The 18,146-nt window shown below is 62.2% G+C and carries 17 protein-coding genes; 9 read left to right on the top strand and 8 right to left on the bottom strand.

All coding sequences use genetic code 11. The features are described 5' to 3' along the window. Positions 1-1,322: methylmalonyl-CoA mutase family protein (locus AAC077_RS00005; protein WP_339765604.1), on the top strand; the 1,322-nt coding region annotated here is incomplete at its 5' end. Positions 1,323-1,381: 59 nt separating this feature from the next. Here the strand turns inward: AAC077_RS00005 and AAC077_RS00010 are convergent. Next, positions 1,382-2,008, bottom strand: a complete 627-nt coding sequence (locus AAC077_RS00010; protein WP_339765606.1) for a tail fiber protein — start codon at positions 2,006-2,008, stop codon at positions 1,382-1,384. Positions 2,009-2,408: 400 nt separating this feature from the next. Here AAC077_RS00010 and AAC077_RS00015 point away from each other — a divergent pair, with 400 nt between their 5' ends. The 5 genes from AAC077_RS00015 (at position 2,409) to AAC077_RS00035 (ending at position 5,692) form a co-directional block, all read left to right on the top strand. Then, positions 2,409-3,032 carry a VOC family protein gene (locus AAC077_RS00015; RefSeq protein ID WP_339765608.1) on the top strand — a complete coding sequence of 208 codons (624 nt, stop codon included), beginning with the start codon at positions 2,409-2,411 and terminating at the stop codon, positions 3,030-3,032. Beyond that, on the top strand, positions 3,029-3,505 hold the full coding sequence (locus tag AAC077_RS00020) for an N-acetyltransferase family protein (protein ID WP_339765610.1): 477 nt from the start codon (positions 3,029-3,031) through the stop codon (positions 3,503-3,505). The genes AAC077_RS00015 and AAC077_RS00020 overlap by 4 nt, the downstream gene beginning before the upstream one ends. A gap of 68 nt (positions 3,506-3,573) precedes the next feature. Next, the gene (locus AAC077_RS00025) at positions 3,574-4,266 is read left to right on the top strand and encodes a molecular chaperone DjiA (RefSeq protein WP_339765612.1); all 693 of its coding nucleotides are present in this window, start codon (positions 3,574-3,576) and stop codon (positions 4,264-4,266) included. After that, positions 4,266-5,294 carry an endonuclease/exonuclease/phosphatase family protein gene (locus AAC077_RS00030; protein WP_339765614.1) on the top strand — a complete coding sequence of 343 codons (1,029 nt, stop codon included), beginning with the start codon at positions 4,266-4,268 and terminating at the stop codon, positions 5,292-5,294. Before AAC077_RS00025 ends, AAC077_RS00030 begins: the two co-directional genes overlap by 1 nt. Before the next feature lie 41 nt (positions 5,295-5,335). Continuing rightward, positions 5,336-5,692: a hypothetical protein gene (locus AAC077_RS00035; protein WP_339765616.1), complete on the top strand. Its 357-nt coding sequence runs from the start codon at positions 5,336-5,338 to the stop codon at positions 5,690-5,692. 13 nt (positions 5,693-5,705) lie between these two features. Here the strand turns inward: AAC077_RS00035 and AAC077_RS00040 are convergent, their stop codons facing one another. The 7 genes from AAC077_RS00040 to AAC077_RS00070 form a co-directional block, all read right to left on the bottom strand. Beyond that, positions 5,706-7,325 carry a Ppx/GppA family phosphatase gene (locus AAC077_RS00040; protein WP_339765618.1) on the bottom strand — a complete coding sequence of 540 codons (1,620 nt, stop codon included), beginning with the start codon at positions 7,323-7,325 and terminating at the stop codon, positions 5,706-5,708. Positions 7,326-7,388: 63 nt separating this feature from the next. Further along, entirely contained in the window at positions 7,389-9,557 is a 2,169-nt protein-coding gene (locus AAC077_RS00045) for an RNA degradosome polyphosphate kinase (RefSeq protein ID WP_339765620.1), read from the bottom strand. A 123-nt stretch (positions 9,558-9,680) separates the two neighbouring features. Further along, positions 9,681-10,355, bottom strand: coding sequence for a chromosomal replication initiator DnaA (locus AAC077_RS00050; protein ID WP_339765622.1), 675 nt, complete (start codon positions 10,353-10,355; stop codon positions 9,681-9,683). Between the two features lie 3 nt (positions 10,356-10,358). Beyond that, positions 10,359-11,465, bottom strand: a complete 1,107-nt coding sequence (locus tag AAC077_RS00055) for an AI-2E family transporter (RefSeq protein ID WP_339765624.1) — start codon at positions 11,463-11,465, stop codon at positions 10,359-10,361. A 746-nt stretch (positions 11,466-12,211) separates the two neighbouring features. After that, complete coding sequence (locus AAC077_RS00060; RefSeq protein ID WP_339767985.1) at positions 12,212-12,382, bottom strand: hypothetical protein; 171 nt, start codon at positions 12,380-12,382, stop codon at positions 12,212-12,214. Positions 12,383-12,546: 164 nt separating this feature from the next. Then, on the bottom strand, positions 12,547-12,939 hold the full coding sequence (locus tag AAC077_RS00065; protein ID WP_339765626.1) for a hypothetical protein: 393 nt from the start codon (positions 12,937-12,939) through the stop codon (positions 12,547-12,549). A gap of 84 nt (positions 12,940-13,023) precedes the next feature. After that, a complete protein-coding gene (locus tag AAC077_RS00070; protein WP_339765628.1) occupies positions 13,024-13,473 on the bottom strand; it encodes a hypothetical protein in 450 nt (149 codons plus the stop codon). Between the two features lie 266 nt (positions 13,474-13,739). Between AAC077_RS00070 and pepT the strand changes: the two genes are divergently transcribed. From pepT to nhaC, 3 genes are all read left to right on the top strand, one after another. Continuing rightward, the gene (pepT, locus tag AAC077_RS00075; RefSeq protein ID WP_339765630.1) at positions 13,740-14,996 is read left to right on the top strand and encodes a peptidase T; all 1,257 of its coding nucleotides are present in this window, start codon (positions 13,740-13,742) and stop codon (positions 14,994-14,996) included. Positions 14,997-15,200: 204 nt separating this feature from the next. Further along, positions 15,201-16,268, top strand: a complete 1,068-nt coding sequence (locus tag AAC077_RS00080) for a DUF6792 domain-containing protein (RefSeq protein WP_339765632.1) — start codon at positions 15,201-15,203, stop codon at positions 16,266-16,268. Positions 16,269-16,560: 292 nt separating this feature from the next. After that, positions 16,561-18,057, top strand: coding sequence for a Na+/H+ antiporter NhaC (nhaC, locus tag AAC077_RS00085; protein ID WP_339765634.1), 1,497 nt, complete (start codon positions 16,561-16,563; stop codon positions 18,055-18,057). Positions 18,058-18,146: the final 89 nt, after the last annotated feature.

The following is an 18,146-nucleotide window of genomic DNA, read 5'->3' on the forward strand; positions in this document are numbered from 1 at the left end:
CGCGCCTGTCGTTCTTCTTCGCCATCGGCATGAACTTTTTCATGGAGGCCGCCAAACTGCGCGCCGCGCGCCTGCTGTGGTCGCGGATCATGGCCGAGTTCGAGCCGAAGAACGAAAAATCCTCGATGCTGCGCACACACTGCCAGACATCCGGCGTCAGCCTTGCGGAACAGGACCCTTACAACAACGTGGTGCGCACCGCCTATGAGGCGATGAGCGCCGTTTTGGGCGGCACCCAGTCGCTGCACACCAACTCGCTGGACGAGGCCATCGGCCTGCCCACCGAACATTCCGCCCGCATCGCACGCAACACCCAGTTGATCCTGCAAGAGGAAACCGGTGTGACGAACGTGGTCGATCCGCTGGCGGGGTCTTACTATGTCGAAAAGCTGACCCATGATCTGGCCGAGGCTGCGTGGCAGCTGATCGAAGAGGTCGAGGAACTGGGCGGCATGACCAAGGCGGTTGCCTCCGGCATGCCCAAACTGCGCATCGAAGAGGCCGCCGCGACCCGTCAGGCCAATATCGACCGCGGCGACGAGGTGATCGTGGGCGTCAACAAATACCGCCGCGACAAGGAAGAGCCGATCGACATTCTGGACGTCGACAACGTCGCTGTGCGCCTCAGCCAGATCGCGCGTCTGGAAAAAATCCGCGCCACCCGTGACGACGCGGCCTGCACCGCCGCCTTGGACGAACTCAGCCGCCGCGCGCGCGAGGGCGGCAACCTGTTGGACGCAGCGGTCGAAGCCGCCCGCGCCCGCGCCTCAGTCGGAGAAATCAGCATGGCGATGGAAAAAGTATTCGGCCGCCACCGCGCCGAAGTCAAAACACTGGCAGGCGTCTATGGCGCGGCCTACGAGGGCGACGAAGGCTTTGCCGCGATCCAGAAATCGGTCGAGGATTTCGCCGAGGAAGAAGGCCGCCGCCCGCGTATGCTGGTGGTCAAGATGGGGCAGGACGGGCACGACCGTGGCGCCAAGGTGATCGCCACCGCCTTTGCCGACATCGGCTTTGATGTGGATGTGGGGCCATTGTTCCAGACCCCCGCCGAGGCGGCGCAGGATGCGGTGGACAACGATGTGCACGTCATCGGCATCAGCTCTCAGGCGGCGGGTCACAAAACACTGGCCCCGCAACTGGTACAGGCGCTGAAAGACGCAGGCGCGGGGGATATTCTGGTGATCTGCGGCGGCGTGATCCCGCAACAGGACTACCAGTTCCTCTATGACGCAGGGGTCAAGGCGATCTTTGGCCCCGGCACCAACATCCCCAACGCCGCACAGGACATCCTGCGCCTGATCCGCGAAACCCGCAGCTAAACGGCAAACGGGCCGCCCCGGTAAGGGAGCGGCCCGTGCTTTGTGTCCTTTGCCCCCGTTTACGAACGCGAGGGGTAAAGCCCGTCAGTCACGATACAAAAGTTCACCCCCTGTACGGGGCTGCGATGGTTCACCGGTGCGCTGTTGCCAGCCGATGTTACGGCGTCGGTGCGCAAGTATGAATTCGCAGGTGCGTTGGAATAGGTGTAGACGTCCCGCTTGGTCATATCCGTGCTCGACGCGCCCAGAATATCATTGGCCGGTCCTTTTTCGTTCCCGACAGAGCTGGTCACCGCAATCATGTGGTTGTGTTGCGGCATTTGCTGGGCGCTCAGGGTAAAACTGCTTGAGCCAACCTTTTGCCCCATGCTGATCGGGTCCAGCCCCGGTTGTGTGCCATAGCCGACCATGCTGCGCCCGCGCAGGTCGGGCAGGCCAAAATTCGTGCGCGCATCGCCGCCATACTGATTGCCCAGCAACGAAAACAGGGCTTGGTACTGTGCAATCGGCAACAACTGACCGGCAGCTTGCATGGTCCCGCGCGGGCAGAAGTTGAACCCATAGGCCTGAATGGTGCCAATATAAAAGTCCTGTGCGCGCGCCTCGACAGCGGGCAGAACCAGCGCGGCAGCGGTCGCCACAACCGCGCCCGTACGCAGCATGTGCGATTTGATAGAAGTCATCATGAAGAGTGTCCCTGTTATGCAGGCGAAACGGTTTTCTCAAATATCATGCGTAACGCTCTGCTACGTCAAAAAATAAACAAAACTAAACTCGTACCACTACCGCAAATTGAATGACTGGCGGCATTCATGTCAACAAAATTCCCGAAATGGTTGTGTATCGGACGCCTTGGCGCGGGACGCTTTGGCCTGTGTCCCGACCGGCGTGTTTCGCGTCGCGCGCATCAGGGCACAATTATCCATCACATCCATCACATCCGACCCCGACAACACGCCCCGCCGCAGGGCAGGGCCGATCACAAGCGCGCCTTTCAGGCGCAAATGCTTGTTTGTCGTTAACTTCGATGCGCCAAAATGCGATAAACCGGCGCAGTCTTGCATTTTTTGACATAGGATTTCGGGTATGATGCAGTTCGACCACATTGCCATCGCCGCGACCACTTTGGCCGAGGCGACAGAGTATGTTGAAACCGCGCTGGGCGTGAAAATGCAGCCGGGTGGAGAGCACGCCGTGTTTCACACGCACAACACGCTGCTGGGGCTGGCTGACGGTCTGTATCTGGAAGCCATCGCCATCAATCCCGCAGCGCCACAGCCCGACCGCGCGCGCTGGTTCGATCTGGACCGGTTCAGCGGGCCTGCGCGGCTGACCAACTGGATCTGCCGCTGCGACGACATGGATGCGCTGCTGGCGCAGATGCCCGACTTGCCGCCCGACGGGGCAGGGCAACCGGTCGATCTGCAACGCGGCGACCTGCGCTGGCGGATGGCGGTGCCGCCCGGCGGCGTGCTGCCCTACGACAATTGCTGGCCTGCGCTGATCCAATGGCAAACCACACAGCACCCCGCCGACCGTCTGGCCGCCAGCGGCGTGCGCCTGAAACGTCTGATCGTCAGCCATCCGCATGCGGATGACATGCGCACCGCTCTGGCCCCCATGCTGCACGATGCCCGCGTGGTGTTCGACACCGGCCCCGCCGCCTTGCGGGCCGAGTTTGACACCCCCCACGGCCCGCGCGCCCTGTGATCCGCGCGGCCCATCCCGACGATGCCCCGGCCATCGCCGCCCTCTGGAACGCGGTGATCGCACAGCCGCACATCACCTTTACCACCGACACCAAAAGCGACGCCGCCATCGCGCAGATGATAACCGAGCGGGCAGGCGCCTTTCGCGTGGCCCAGCTTGACGGCGCGGTCGCAGGGTTCGCCACCTTCGGCAGCTTTCGCAGCGGTCCGGGCTATCGCCACACCGCCGAACATTCCATCATGCTGGGGCCACAGGCACGCGGGCAGGGCGTGGGCCGTGCACTGATGGCGGCATTGGAATCAGACGCCGCAGCGCGCGACATTCGCCTGCTGGTGGCCGGCATCAGCGGCGGCAATCCCGACGCCGTGGCCTTTCACAATTGCCTTGGTTTTGCACATTCGGGCCGCATACCGCAGGCAGGGTACAAGTTCGGCCAGTGGTTTGACCTGATTTTAATGCACAAAGTGATTTAGTCAGATTTATTGGATTTGGCCTCGTTCCCATCCTGACACTGTCACACAACATCTCTATGGTGCGCCCCATGTCGATCTGGACCCGCATAACCGAAGCGCTCAGCGCCCTGACCGCAGGCGAAGGCCTGTCCGCGGTCTTTGACCGTCTGCGCACGCCCCCCGAACGCTCTGTCGGCTTTGCCATCGCGGTGATTGCGCTGTCGGCCAAGATGGCCAAGGCCGACGGCCGCGTGACCCGCTCCGAGGTCATGGCCTTCCGCGAGGTGTTCCACATCGCCCCCGAGGACGAAGCCGGTGCCGCCCGCGTGTTCAATCTGGCACGTCAGGACGTCGCAGGCTTTGACGTCTACGCCCGCCGCATCCAGTCGATGTTCCGCGACCAACCCGAAACGCTGTACGACCTGATGGAAGGTCTGTTTCACATCGCTATGGCGGACGGTCTTTATCACGAGGCCGAGGCCGCCTTTCTCGAACAGGTCGCCGAGATTTTCGAACTGCCGCCCGCCCGCTTTGCCGCCCTGCGCGCCCGCGCCGTGCCCAACCAGAAATGCGACCCCTACACGGTTCTGGGCGTCGAATGTGGCGCCGATCTGGCCACCACCCGTGCCGCCTGGCGCAAACTGGTCCGCGAGAACCACCCCGACGTGCTGATGTCGCGCGGCCTGCCCGAAGAGGCCATCGGCATGGCGCAGAAACGGCTGATCGAGATCAACCGCGCTTGGGACGAAATTCAGGAAACGACCACCTCCGGCGCGGCCTGATGCGGCTGGCCACCTACAACGTCGAATGGTTCAATGCCCTGTTCGACGATGACGGCACACCGCTGTCCGATGATGGCTGGTCCGCCCGCTACGACATCACCCGCGCCCAGCAGCTCGAAGCATTGGGGATTGTCTTTACCGCGCTGGATGCCGACGCGGTCATGGTGATCGAAGCCCCCGACCAGAACCGCCACCGCGACACGGTCCGCGCGCTGGAATCCTTTGCGCGCCTGTTCGACCTGCGCGCCCGCCGCGCCGTGATCGGCTTTGCCAACGACACCCAGCAGGAAATCGCCCTGCTCTATGACCCCGACGTGCTGGCGGCCACCCACGATCCCGTCGGCCACGACACCGGCAAAAAGGGCGCGCGCGACGCGCCGCGGTTCGACGGCACCTTTCGCATTGATCTGGACGTGGACGACACCGAGGACCTGATCCGCTTTTCCAAGCCGCCGCTGGAGCTGGCCATGCGTTCGCTGGCCACCGGGTTTGAATTCCGCATGATCGGCGCACACCTGAAATCCAAAGCGCCCCATGGTGCTGTCACCGAAGCCGAAGTGACCCACCATTCCATCGCCAACCGTCGCAAGCAACTGGCACAGGCGATCTGGCTGCGGGCCCGCATCACCGACCATCTGACCGCAGGCACGCCGCTGATGGTGATGGGCGACATGAACGACGGGCCGGGGCTGGACGAATACGAACACCTTTTTGGCCGCTCGTCGGTTGAAATCCTGCTGGGGTCCGAAGGGCAGCCGCAGCTCTACGACCCGCACGCGCGTCTGGCGCTGGGGCGGCGTCTGGGCGTCATGCCCACCAGCGCGCGGTTCTGGATACGCCCCGAAAAACGCTATTTGCAGGCGCTGCTGGACTATATCATGATCTCGCCCGACCTGCGGCAGCGCGCGCCAAGCTGGCGCATCTGGCATCCGCTGGACGATCCCGACTGCTGGCATCTGCCCGACTTGCGCGATGCGCTGGTGACGGCATCCGACCATTTTCCGGTGTCCCTGGACATCGAAATCTGAACCCTCTTTGAAATGTCACACATAGCCCCCATATTGGGGGCATGAAACGTTTGTTCATCCCCGTGACCCTCGTGGCCGCATTGGCCACACCGTCCTATGCACAGGACGACGACGAAGGCCTGTCGCTGATGGAGCGGGGCGCGCGGATGTTCATGGACGGCATCATGAAGGAAATGGAGCCTGCCATCGACGATCTGGGCGGATTGATGGAAGATTTCGGCCCCGCCATGCGCAATTTCGCCCAGGAAATGGGGCCCGCGCTGCGTGATCTGATGGATCAGGTCGAAGACTGGAGCGTCTACAACGCGCCCGAGGTTCTGCCCAACGGCGACATCATCATACGCCGCAAACCCGACGCGCCCGAATACGTGCCGAAAGAGGGCGAAGTCGAGATCTAGAAGCGCCCCGCCGTCAGGCGCTGCCCTCTGCCGCCCCTGCATCGCCCGAAACCCGTGGCGCGCGTCGCCGTGTCTTGACCGTCAGATCGGCGCCCAGACTGCTGGCCAGCGATGCCAGCCGCGCCTCGGCCACCTCGCCATAAAGCGGCACAACGGCGGGGGACAAATGCAGCTCAAGCTGTTTCTTCTTGGGATACCACCGGAACTCGCCCCGGTCCGCATCCTTCTGCATCCAGAACATCGCCCCGAACCGCATCGCCTTGCCCAGTATCTCCGCCTCAAGCCGGGTCTTTTCGTCCAGCATTTCGTACAGGTTCTCGAACGGCGTGCCTTCGCTTTTGTTGGAATAGCGGTGCAACAGCGCCAGCCCCAGGAACACCCGTTCCGAATGTTTCAGCCCGCCCAGGTTCGCCCGTGTGGCGTTGTCGAAACACACTTCGGCGCGGTAATCGGGGTGCGCGCGCCAGCTTACATCATGCAGCAGGCAGGCCGCCTTGATCAGCCGCTTGCGCTGCACCGGCGCGGATTTGAACAAGGGCATGATGAATTCATACAGTGTGCGGCCAAACCCGGGCAGGCGCGCGTCCTTGGCCTCGCCGAAGCGACAGGATTCGATCAGCGGATCACGGTCGCGCAGGCGCTGGGGCATCTGTTCGTACAGCAACCCCTCGCGGATGCCATAGGACGACACGGCAATGTCCTTGGGCTTGAATGTGCGCACCAGCCGCGACAGCACTTCGGCGGCCAGCGGCACCAGCCCCATCCGTTGCGCCGAGATGCCGCATTTGTTGCGCAGCTCCTCGGGATCGCTCTCGGCGATAAAGGCCACCGTCTTGGCCACGCTCTTGGGCGTCATGCGGTATTCGTGCAGCACGTGCAGCGGATAGTTGCGCCGGTACATGTCAATGCGCGCAATCGCCCGCCACGACCCGCCGACCAGAAACAGACGGTCGCGCTGCATCCCCATCGCCTCTTGCAACTGGTCCATCACAGCAGCGATATGGTCGCGGCGGCCCTTCTTGCCGCCCTTCACATCCACCAGCTTCAGCGGCCCCAACTGCGATGTCTCGCGGCGGCCCACACGCCCGCCGGATATCTCGGCCAGCTCCATCGACGACCCGCCGATGTCACAGACCAGACCGTAGGCCCCCGGCCAGCCCAACAGCACACCCTGCGCCGACAGCCGCGCCTCTTCGCGCCCGTCGATGACCCAAATGCGCAATCCCGTCTCGCGCAGGACATCCGCGCAGAACTCGGCCCCGTCCGACGCATCGCGCACCGCCGCCGTGGCCACCAGCGTCAGCTCGGGCAGGTTCATCCCGTCGGCCAGATGTTTGAACCGGATCAACGCCGCCAGCGCCCGCTTGCGCCCCGACGGGTTCAGCGTGCCGCTTTCGCTCAGCCCCGCACCCAGGGCGCACATGATCTTTTCGTTATAGAAATACGCCGGACTGCGCGCCGCGCCGTCAAACACCACCAGCCGGACCGAGTTTGACCCGATGTCGACCACGCCCACACGGGCCAGCGCCCGCGCGCCGGGATCTTCGAACAACGGCCGCCCGAACGGGCCCCAGTCATGCGGTGCGACAGGATCGGTGGCCACAGTGCTGGCCTGTTCGGTCTGATCGGTCATTCGGTTCCCTATGGCCGCCGCAGTGTCGTTGCCGAACATGGCCCACGGGGGGGCCGTGGTCAATCAGTCCTCGGTGTGCGTCAGCTGCGGCACATCCGACGCACCGGCTGAACCACGGCCCGAAAGCGACGGGTTTTCCATGAAAAACCGGTGACAGTTAAAGGCAAATCCGCCTTCGGGCAGATCGGGGCGCACGAATGTCCCGTCCGGCGCCATCACCCAGCTTTGCGCCACATCCGCAAGGTTTGCGGCCATGACCTGACTGGTGATCTGCGATTTGACTGTGGGATTCTCGATCTCGACCAGCGTTTCCACCCGGCGGTTCAGGTTGCGGCCCATCCAGTCGGCAGACGAGATAAACACCCGCGCCTTCTTGTGGGGCAGCCCCTTGCCGTTGCCAAAACACACGATCCGCGAATGCTCCAGAAACCGCCCGATGATGGATTTGACGCGAATGTTCTCGCTCAACCCTGTCACACCGGGCCGCAGGCCACAGATGCCGCGAATCACAAGGCTGATCTTCACGCCGGCCTGTGACGCGGCATAGAGCGCATCAATCACCTCGGCGTCGATCAGCGCGTTCATCTTGGCCCAGATTTCCGCAGGCCGTCCGGCGGCGGCATGTTCGGCCTCGTTGGCGATCATTTCCAGCAGGCGCGGTTTCAGCGTGGTGGGCGAAATCGCCAGGTTGTCCAATGCTTCCGGCTCGGCATAGCCGGACAGGAAATTGAACACCTTGGTGGCATCGCGGCCCAGCTTGGGATCGCAGGTGAACAACGACAGGTCGGTGTAAATCCGCGCCGTAATCGGGTGATAGTTGCCGGTGCCGTAATGGGTATAGGTCACCAGCTCGTCACCCTCGCGGCGCACCACGGTGCTGATCTTGGCATGGGTTTTCAGATCGATAAAACCGTAGACCACATGCGCGCCCGCGCGCTCCAGCCGCCGCGACTGGTTGATGTTTGCCGCCTCGTCAAAGCGGGCCTTCAACTCGACCAGCGCCGTCACCGACTTGCCGTCCTCGGCCGCCTCGCACAAGGCCTCGACAATGGGCGACCGTTTCGAGGTGCGGTACAGCGTCTGTTTGATCGCCACCACATTCGGGTCGCGCGCCGCCTGTTGCAGGAACCGGATCACCATCTCGAAGGTCTCGTAGGGGTGATGCAGCAGCATGTCTTTCTGACGGATCGCGGCGAACATATCGCCGTCGAAATCCGTCACCCGTTCGGGCACGCGCGGGGTGAACGTGGGCCACAAAAGATCGGGACGGCTGTCCAGCACCAGCTTGCCCAGATCGGCCAGACCGATCATCCCGTCGATCTCGATCACTTCGGAATGCATGACGTTCAGTTCGCGCATGATCACCGACTTCAACCGCTCGGGCGCACCCGCCGAATGCAGCATCCGCACCACTTCGCCGCGCCGGCGGCGTTTCAGCGCCACCTCGAATTCGCGCACCAGATCCTCGGCCTCGTCCTCGACCTCAAGGTCGCTGTCGCGCAGCACCTGAAATTCGAAATGCGCGGTCAACTGATAGCCCGGGAACAACGTGCCGATCTGTTCGACCAGAAGTTCCTCCAGCGGCAGGAACCGCGTGCCTTGACCGGGCAGGGCGACAAAGCGGTCGATCTGTGCGGGGATCGGCAACAGCGCCTGCAACGGGCGCTTGTCCGACTTGCGTTCCAACTGCAACGCCAGCGCAAAGCCGGTGTTGGGAATGAACGGGAAGGGGTGTGCCGGATCAATTGCCAGCGGCGACAGAACCGCAAAGACGTGGTTCAGGAAATAATCGGCCAGAAACGTCTTGTCGCTGGACGTCAGTTCCTCGCGTTTCAGCACGTCGATGCCCTCGGCCTCCATCTCGGCCAGCAGGTCCGACAGCACCCGTTGCTGCGACAGCATCAGCGCGCGGGCGTTTTCGTTGATCAGCACCAGTTGCTCGGCAGGGGTCAGCCCGTCGGCGGCGGGCGTGGTGTTGCCCGCAATCGCAAGCTCGCGCAGACCGGCCACGCGCACGGTATAAAACTCGTCCAGATTGCCCGCGCTGATCGACAGAAACCGCAGCCGTTCCAGCAGCGGCACACGCGGGTTCTCGGCCTCTTCCAGCACGCGCCAGTTAAAGGCCAGCCAGCTCAGCTCGCGGTTTACAAAACGGCCGGGGCCGGACAGATCAAGATCGTCCAGCGTCTGGGCTTCGGGGAAGGGGTGCTTCAGGAAATCTGCTTGTGACATGGCGCGCTGATAGACCGGTATTGTAACGGAGATATAACAAGCTTGGCGCGCATCCGACTTAAATGTCCAGCTTTAAGCCTTTGAAACAACGTTAGGATGGCAGATCGGCGCCTATGGGGTCGCTCACCCTTCTTCGCGCCCCAGAACCTTGGCCGCCATGACCCGGGTCAGCGGCTTTTGCGCGCTCAGCGATTCTGTGTCCAGCGCCGCCACAATCCGCCGCGCGGCCTCGAACGACCGCTCCATATGCAGCGCCAGATAGGGGATCACGTCAATGCGCGGTTTCAGTTGGCGGTCAGCAAACAGCTTGGCCAGCACGGCGGCCAGCAGCGCATCATCCGGCAGCTCCAGAATAGCGGCAGGCGTGCCGCCCACGCGGCTTTGCAGATCGGGCAGCGCCAGCCCCCAGTGCACCGGCGCACCGCGCCCCGTCATCAACAGCGCATGACCATTGGCCAGCACCAGATTGTGCAGATGGAACAGGGCGGTCATCGCATCGGTGTCCTGCGCAATCTGCGGCACGTCCTCGACCGCAACGGCCCCGCCAGCCAGATCGGGAATATCCGCCCCCGCCAGATCGCCCGCCGCCACGATGCGCGCGCCCGACAGCCCCGCCCAGACATGGGTCAGATGCGTCTTGCCCGCGCCGGGCGGGCCGGTCAGCACCAGCTTGCCCCCCGGCCAGTTGGCCCAGTTCTCGATCAGGCTGACCGCCACCGCATTGCCGGGCGACACCATGAAATCATCGCGCCCCAGTGCGGTGCGCACCGGCAGGTCAAAACTCAGCTGTTGCGGCATGGCTTAGTCCGCGTCGCGCTGGTCGGGGACAACGTGGCCCTCGTCCGTCAGGTGATGGTCCGACAGCCCGCGATATAGCAGACTGTCCTGATACTGCTGCACGGCAAAGCGTGTGACCACGCCCAGCGCCGCCGCCACGGGCACCGCGACCAGCATCCCGACAAAACCGAAGAGCGTGCCGAACACCGACAACGCCAAAATCAGCCACACAGGATGCAGCCCCACCGAATTGCCCACCAGCTTGGGCGTCAGGAAATTGCCCTCGATCACCTGACCGACGACGAAAATACCTGCCACCAGCCCCAGCGACACCCAGTCGCCCCAGAACTGGAACAGCCCCAGCCCGATGGCCAGCGCCCCGCCGATCAGCGCGCCCAGATAGGGAATGAACGTAATCAGCCCCGCGACAAACCCCACGACCAGCCCGAATTGCAGCCCCACCAGCATCAGCGCAATCGCGTAATAGGCCCCAAGGATCAGACAGACCGTGCCCATGCCGCGAATGAACGACGCCAGCGTGTTGTCGATCTGGCCCGCCAGTTTGCGGATGGTGGGTGCATGGTCGCGCGGCAGCAGTTCGTCAATGCGCGCCACCATATTGTCCCAGTCCAGCAGCAGATAGACCGACACCACCGGCACGATCACGAACAGCACCGCGATGTTGATCAGCGACGCGGCGCTGCTCAGCGCCGTGGTCACCAGCTCGCCGCCGCGCTCTTGTACGGTGGCGGCCAGGCTGTCCAGCGACTGGCGCAACGTGCTGTCGGAATCCAGCAGCGACGGAAAGCGTTCGGTCAGGAAGGTGCCGAAATTCTTGGCCAGATCAGGCGCGGTGTTGAACAGTTGCACCGACTGGTTGACCAGCGTCGGCACCACCAGCAGCGCCATCAGCACGAACAGCAGCAGCGCCACCAGCGTGATGATCGCCGTGGCCAGCACACGACTGGCCCCCATGCGCTCCAGCTTGTCAGCGACCGGATCAAGGAAATAGGCAATCGCCCCGCCCAGCAGGAAGGGCACCAGCACATCGCCCAGCGCCCAAAGCAGGACAAAAAAGATCACCGCGGCAAAGCCCCAGTATTTCAGTTGATCGCGGACGGGCAAACCCATGTGACGCTCCTGCAATGGTCAGCTTTACACATCGCTTATGGGGCGTTCGGTTTCAAGGGGCGGGTGGCAGGGCGCGCATCGCCGTGTCAGCGGACGGCCCGCCATGTCGCAGGCACGCCCGCGGCATGATGCGCGGCGGCTTGCGGTTCTGGTTCGCGGGGGAAAGCGGAAAGGGGGCGGATGTGCTTGGCTGCGATAAACGGTTGAGTTCTGACCAGAGAGTACCTGACAGCGGACATTCAAGGACGAGCCAGCCACTGTCCGCAGTGCGGGACCTAGCGGTCGTCCACCAAAGCCCGGAGTCAAGGTGCGTAGCACCGCCGGGCAGCGCCCGACCGCCCCATGGGCGGGCGCTTCCTCACCGTGGCGCAGTTCATCATCCACACGCCAAAGATTAGAAATAAAGTGGTATCCACTGACCTTCCGATGCCCACCCGCGGTCGGGCGCTGCCTTCACTGGCAAGGTCACTTAGGGCTCTCTTCCGGCATTCGCCGCGCGACGCACGAACGGCTGATCTGGGTAACCCCCCCCCCCTCGCTCTGCCCTTCCACAAACCCCGTTCAAAACCCAAGTGGGTGTTGAACGGTTTTGCCCCCCACCACGATAGGAAACTTCCGCTGCGCATCAGAAGAAATGCAATGGGGCCTCCAAGCAGACCCTCACGGCACCTTGCACCAAGCCCCGCTTTTTCGCCTCGGGTCCGATCTATAACGCGAAGGTCAAAACCATCTGACGCTCAGCCCCGTCACTGCACCCGCACGCCTTGCCCCCGCAGAACATCCTGCACCGCTGCCACATCCACCGCCCGCGCCGCCGCAATCGCCGCCGCCAGCCCGCCGGGGCCCGAGCCTACGACCAGCACCTCGGTGTCATGGATCACAGGCGTTTCGCGGGCAGGCTCAAGGATCGTGGTCATGGGGCAGGCTCCTGTTACAGAGCCGTTACATGGCACGGGGGCAGGGGCTGTGGTAAGGGGGGCGTGGGGGGAAGGGGGTCGTGACGCTTCAAACTTCAGTTACGCAACAACGCCATGTCAACGGAACAAGTCAGATATAATCTATCGAGCCGTTGCCCTCAAAGCTATTCCACTGGCGTGCTTAAAGCGTCAGCAAAAAAGCTACGGGCTACGATCTTGCCTCCTTCACGGGTAAAACCTAGTAGGGCGTTCCCTAGACGAGGGGTTGTAATTTCGGCAACGAACTCTGGAACTTCGGTCGGGTATTCAAAACAGGTCATATCCAGAATATTATAGCTGTCCCCAGGCCTCCAATCAGCCAAAAATCCAGGAACGTCATAATCATCGGGAATCTCCCGGAATATCTCTTCCCATACGCTTCGTTTTTCCGTGGCTTGAGAAAGTGCCTGGGTCAACTCGATAGGAGCGAGGCATTCTGACGCCTCTGTTTTTGGCACCGAACACCCAAAGGCGAATGCTAGCGTTCCGGCTAAAGCTATCAGGTTCTTAATATTCACTGAAACGTTCTTTCTTAGTTACGCCACAAAGCTATGTCGAAGGAACAAGTCAAATAGCTTCTATTGAGGCTGTTGCCCTCAAAGCTATTCCACTGGCGTGCTTAAAGCGTCAGCAAAAAAGCTACGGGCTACGATCTTGCCTCCTTCACGGGTAAAAGTTAGGTAGGCGTACCCTACCCGAGGGGTTGTAATTTTGGCATTGAACACTGGATTTTCGGTCGGGTATTCATAACAGGTCATACGCATAATATTATAGCTGTCCCCAGGCCTCCAATCAGCCAAAAATGCTGGAACGTCATTCTTATCGAGAATCGTTCGGAACACCTCTTCCCATGCGCTTCGTTTTTCCGTGGCTTGAGAAAGTGCCTGGGTCAACTCGATGGGAGCGAGGCATTCTGGCGTCTCTGTTTTTGGCACCGAACACCCAAAGGTGAATGCTAGTGCCCCGGCTAATGCTAAAAGTTTCCTAATCTGACATTCCCCAAGTTGCCTGCCGTCTGACGTGACGATCACCTGGTTTTGCCAGTTGAACAAGCGTTTTTCACCCTGAGCGGTGTGTGCGATCGCGCAAACGCCCGAAGTTTGGCGGATCGGCCCATGAACTCGCAGCGTCGCAGCCCGGCAGCGACGTTTCTCATCGTGGCGGACAGACCTGTCCTGCCGTTTTCGTTCAGTTTGGGTCCGGATCGCGGTCCTGCGCTGCCCTACGAGGCGCGGTCACGATCCCAACGCCGCCCCACTTGACACTCCACCACCCACGATCCCAGATGCGCGCAACCCCCAGATGCAGGAGACCCGCCATGCGCACCGATTTCGACACCGAGCTGGAAGACCGCCTTGTCCGCTACGCCAAAATCGACAGCCAAAGCGACGGGCACAGCGCATCGGTCCCCAGCACGCAGATCCAGCTGGATATGTCCCGCCTGCTGATGGACGAACTGACCGCGATGGGCGCACAGGACGTGACGCTCAGCCAGGACAGCGTCGTGCTGGCCACCATCCCCGCCACCGCAGGCGTCACCGCCCCCGTCATGGGCTGGCTCGCCCATGTCGACACCGCGCCGCAGTTCAACGCCACCGGCGTCAAACCCGTGGTGCACCGGGGCTACAACGGCGGCGACATCACCTTTGCCGACGCGCCCGATCTGCGCCTGTCGCCCGACGACTACCCGTTCCTCGCGGAAAAACACGGCGAGGATATCATCACCGCCAGCGGCACCACCCTGCTGGGTGCGGATGACAAGGCCGGCGTTGCCGTGGTCATGACCGCCGCGCGCCATCTGCTGGAAAACCCCGACATCCCGCACGGCAAAATCCGTCTGACCTTTGTCCCCGACGAGGAAATCGGGCGCGGCGTGACGCCGAACCTGCCCACCGATCTGGCGGCGGATTTCGCCTATACCTTTGACGGATCAAAGCCCGGCGACGTGGAATACGAAAGCTTTTCGGCCGACGCGGGCGTCGTCAAGATCACCGGCGTGTCGATCCACCCCGGCTGGGCCAAGGACGAGCTGGTCAACGCTCTGCACTTAGGCGCCAAGGTGCTGATGACATTGCCCCACGTCACCATGACCCCCGAAACCACCGAGGGCCGCGACGGCTTTATCCACGCCGTGTCGATGACCGGCAGCGCGGCCGAGGTCGAGATGCACTTCATCCTGCGCGACTTTGAAATGGAGGGGCTGGAAGCCAAGGGCGCGCTCTTGCGTCAGGTCTGCGAAACCGTCGCCGCCACCGAACCGCGCGCGCAGATCACCTGCGACATCACCCACCAATACCGCAACATGCGCTACTGGCTGGAAAAAGACATGACACCCGTCGACATGGCCACCGCTGCCGTGCGCAAGGCGGGGATGGAACCTGTGTCCGGCGCAATCCGGGGCGGCACCGACGGGTCACGCCTGACCGAGTTTGGCACCCCGTGCCCCAACATCTTCTGCGGGATGCAAAACGTGCACGGCCCGCTGGAATGGGTGTCGGTGCAGGACATGGCCAAGGCGACTTTGGTGGCGCTGAACCTGGCCAGCGGTGTGGCGGAACTGGACGCGCCGGAATAGCGGCGCAAGGGCAGGGCTGGCGTATTCATCTGCGTCGGCTGCATTGCCTGGCTTTCCCCGGACCGGAATAAAACCTAAAAAACCTTGATCGGCAGGGAAACAGGGGGCACCCTGTTCCCATTGGCGTGCTTATTCAAAACTATTTATCGCAGCTATTCATGACGGCGTTTCTGAAATTTCCGGCAGACAGGGTAGATAACGCATATGCTATTTCGCAAAACAACGGGGCTGTTGCGCCCCTCGTGGCTCAGGAAATCTTGTCTGTTTGTCGCCGTGCTCAGTTGCATGGCAAGCTGCGGGGTGGTGGTGACGCCAATTGCCCATGCCATTCACAAGGACAAGGTGAAAGAGCCGGTGATCGGACAGGATCCGGTTGTGCAGGACATTGCCGTGCGCTTTGGTTTCATGGCGCTTCTGTCGGAAATGGTCTATTACCGCGAGGAAATGGGCGGGCGCGAAAACAGGGGCGCAACCTGCCGTGACGCGTCGGTGCATCGCAACCTTTTGCAGCTGCCGGTCGTGGACAGAACCCAGCACGCCGCAGGACCCGCCGGCCGCTGGGAACGGGTGTTGAACACGAGGGATGCGAATTTCTGCCTCGATCACCCAAACGGGCTGTTCTACGAAACCTTCGCCTACAGGACGTCCAGCAACAAGGTGCTGGAGGTGGCGATCGTCTTTCGGGGCACCGAAAGCCCCAGCTTGCGTGACTGGAGCACGAACCTCTCTGCCGCCACAGGGGTGGAACCCCCACAATACAGGGTGGCAGAGGGCGAACTTGTAAAGGTTTTCAAATCGTTGGACGCAGGCCCTTACAAAGGGGCCTCGGTCTATACCGCCGGACATTCGCTGGGCGGCGGGCTCGCACAAATGGCGGCCTATCGGTTTAAACGGGTCGCGGCCGCTTACACCTTTAACAGTTCGCCGGTGACAAATTGGTCCTGGATGGCGATCAATGACAACATCGAGGAGGACTGGCCGGTCATTTACCGCGTCTATCACAGCGGCGAGGTTCTGGGAATCGTCAGAAATGCCGCCGCCTACACAACCTCGACCCGGTTCAACCGCTATGACATCGGCCTGCAACTGCAGGAAAAATCGTTGATTGGCGGTCATGCGATGAAAATCATGGCCTGCGGTCTGGCAAAGATCATCGCCCGCAGCGCCCGCGTGGATGGCGCCCACCACTATCCGGTGCGCTACGCAGAGCGCATATATGCAACAGAAGGCATGTGCAGCGATTTCCGCAAGGACAACAATATTGGCGGATAGGCTCTGACCCCCATGTTTTCCGAGAACGGCTTTGACGCTTTGAAATCTGTTTAGTCCCGCCCAAAAGGCCGCGGGCAAAGGCGCGTCCGATCCGGCCTTTGACGGGGCCGTTTCGGGATGAAACCCGCGCCACGCCGCTCCGGCCTGTCGGCCTTCCTTCCTCGGTCAAAGCCACGCGGCGCGCACCCTGCGTCAGTTGGCACCGGCACCAATTTTGGAACTCAGCCCGCTTCACCCGCGTTTGGCCAAAGGACGATCAAGTCAAAAAACGCAAAAACGAAGGACTGCATTCATGAAAAAGGAATTGCCCAGCCTACCGCTCGCGCTTCTTCCGGTAATACTCACACTGGGGCTATTGGCTCTGCAATTGTTCTACTACGGCGACTTCACACCGCATATTCCGCTGGCCATCGGCCTTGCCATCACCGCGCTGCTGGGGGTGCTGCGCGGGCAGACATGGCTCGACATCCGCGAAGGCGTTTTTCACGTGATCCACGTGTCCATGCCATCCCTTGCCGTTCTGATCGTGGTGGGGATGATCATCGGCACATGGATCGCGGCCGGCACCGTGCCGACCCTGATCTATTATGGCCTCACACTGCTGACACCTTCCATCTTCCTTGCCGCCGCCATGATCCTGTGCGCCGTGGTCTCGCTGTCCTTGGGGACAAGCTGGGGCACGGTCGGCACGGTCGGTCTGGCGCTGATGGGCATTGGCGCGGGGTTTGGCATTCCGGCCTATTGGACCGCTGGCGCCATCGTCTCGGGCGCATTCTTCGGGGACAAGATCTCGCCGCTGTCGGACACCACCAACCTTGCCCCGGCGGTGACGGGGACCAATGTCTTTGACCACATCCGCAACATGATGCCCACCACGGTCCCCGCGATGCTGATCGCGCTGACCATCTATGTCGTCGTGGGCTTCGTGATGATCGAAGACGGGGCCACGGGCGACGTCAGCAGCATCTCGCAGATCACCGCCCAGCTTGACGATACCTTTGCGCTTGGCCTGGTGCCGCTGCTGCCGGCGCTGATCGTGATCTGCCTGGCCCTGCTGCGCCAACCGCCGCTGCCGTCGCTGTTTGCCGGTGTCGTCGCGGGCGGGTTGGTCGCCGTGTTCTGGCAGGGCGAGGGGCTGCATTCGGTCTTTGCCTATGCGCAATCGGGCTATGCCATCGAAACCGGCGTGGCCGACATTGATACGCTGCTGAACGCCGGCGGCATCCAGTCGATGATGTGGACCATCTCGCTGATGCTGATCGCCCTTGGCTTTGGCGGTGCGCTGGAACGCACCGGCTGCCTCGAAGCGATCATTCACGCCATCATCGCCCGCGTCAAAAGCTTTGGTGCCGTGCAAAGTTCGGCCATCGGGACGGCCTTTGCCACCAATCTGGTGGCGGGTGATCCCTATATCTCGATCGCGCTGCCGGGCCGCATGTACGCGCCGCTGTACCGGGGCATGGGCTATTCCACCCTGAACCTCAGCCGCGCCGTCGAAGAAGGCGGCACATTGATGAGCCCGCTGATCCCGTGGAACGCGGGCGGCGCATTCGTCATCAGCGCGCTGGGCCTTGGCGTGATGGGCGGCAATCTGGAAAACCTGCTGTATATCCCGCTGGCCTTCGCTTGCTGGACAGCACCCGTGATCGGTATCTTCTATGCGCTGACGGGGCTGTTTTCGCCCGAAGCCACGGAACAGGACCGCCGCGACTGGGAGAAATCCAACGAGGACGTGATGAACCTGGACGATCACGAACTGGGTGGCCTGGTCGAAAACCCGACAACCTGATCGCAGATCGCAGATCGCATGACCTGAACGGCTGGCGGCCCCCTTGCAGGGGCCGTCGGCGTTTCTGACCCAGGCGGCGACCTTGCCCC

This window comes from uncultured Pseudosulfitobacter sp., from assembly GCF_963976325.1.
In the GTDB taxonomy this organism is placed as follows: domain Bacteria; phylum Pseudomonadota; class Alphaproteobacteria; order Rhodobacterales; family Rhodobacteraceae; genus Pseudosulfitobacter.

What these genes read in the sequence shown, in the direction of transcription:
- AAC077_RS00080 (WP_339765632.1), top strand. Translation starts at nt 15,201, where the DNA reads ATGCTATTTCGCAAAACAACGGGGCTGTTGCGCCCCTCGTGGCTCAGG.
- AAC077_RS00060 (WP_339767985.1), bottom strand. Translation starts at nt 12,382, where the DNA reads ATGACCACGATCCTTGAGCCTGCCCGCGAAACGCCTGTGATCCATGAC.
- AAC077_RS00030 (WP_339765614.1), top strand. Translation starts at nt 4,266, where the DNA reads ATGCGGCTGGCCACCTACAACGTCGAATGGTTCAATGCCCTGTTCGAC.
- AAC077_RS00025 (WP_339765612.1), top strand. Translation starts at nt 3,574, where the DNA reads ATGTCGATCTGGACCCGCATAACCGAAGCGCTCAGCGCCCTGACCGCA.
- AAC077_RS00040 (WP_339765618.1), bottom strand. Translation starts at nt 7,325, where the DNA reads ATGACCGATCAGACCGAACAGGCCAGCACTGTGGCCACCGATCCTGTC.
- AAC077_RS00010 (WP_339765606.1), bottom strand. Translation starts at nt 2,008, where the DNA reads ATGATGACTTCTATCAAATCGCACATGCTGCGTACGGGCGCGGTTGTG.
- AAC077_RS00015 (WP_339765608.1), top strand. Translation starts at nt 2,409, where the DNA reads ATGATGCAGTTCGACCACATTGCCATCGCCGCGACCACTTTGGCCGAG.
- AAC077_RS00050 (WP_339765622.1), bottom strand. Translation starts at nt 10,355, where the DNA reads ATGCCGCAACAGCTGAGTTTTGACCTGCCGGTGCGCACCGCACTGGGG.
- AAC077_RS00035 (WP_339765616.1), top strand. Translation starts at nt 5,336, where the DNA reads ATGAAACGTTTGTTCATCCCCGTGACCCTCGTGGCCGCATTGGCCACA.
- pepT (WP_339765630.1), top strand. Translation starts at nt 13,740, where the DNA reads ATGCGCACCGATTTCGACACCGAGCTGGAAGACCGCCTTGTCCGCTAC.
- nhaC (WP_339765634.1), top strand. Translation starts at nt 16,561, where the DNA reads ATGAAAAAGGAATTGCCCAGCCTACCGCTCGCGCTTCTTCCGGTAATA.
- AAC077_RS00055 (WP_339765624.1), bottom strand. Translation starts at nt 11,465, where the DNA reads ATGGGTTTGCCCGTCCGCGATCAACTGAAATACTGGGGCTTTGCCGCG.
- AAC077_RS00045 (WP_339765620.1), bottom strand. Translation starts at nt 9,557, where the DNA reads ATGTCACAAGCAGATTTCCTGAAGCACCCCTTCCCCGAAGCCCAGACG.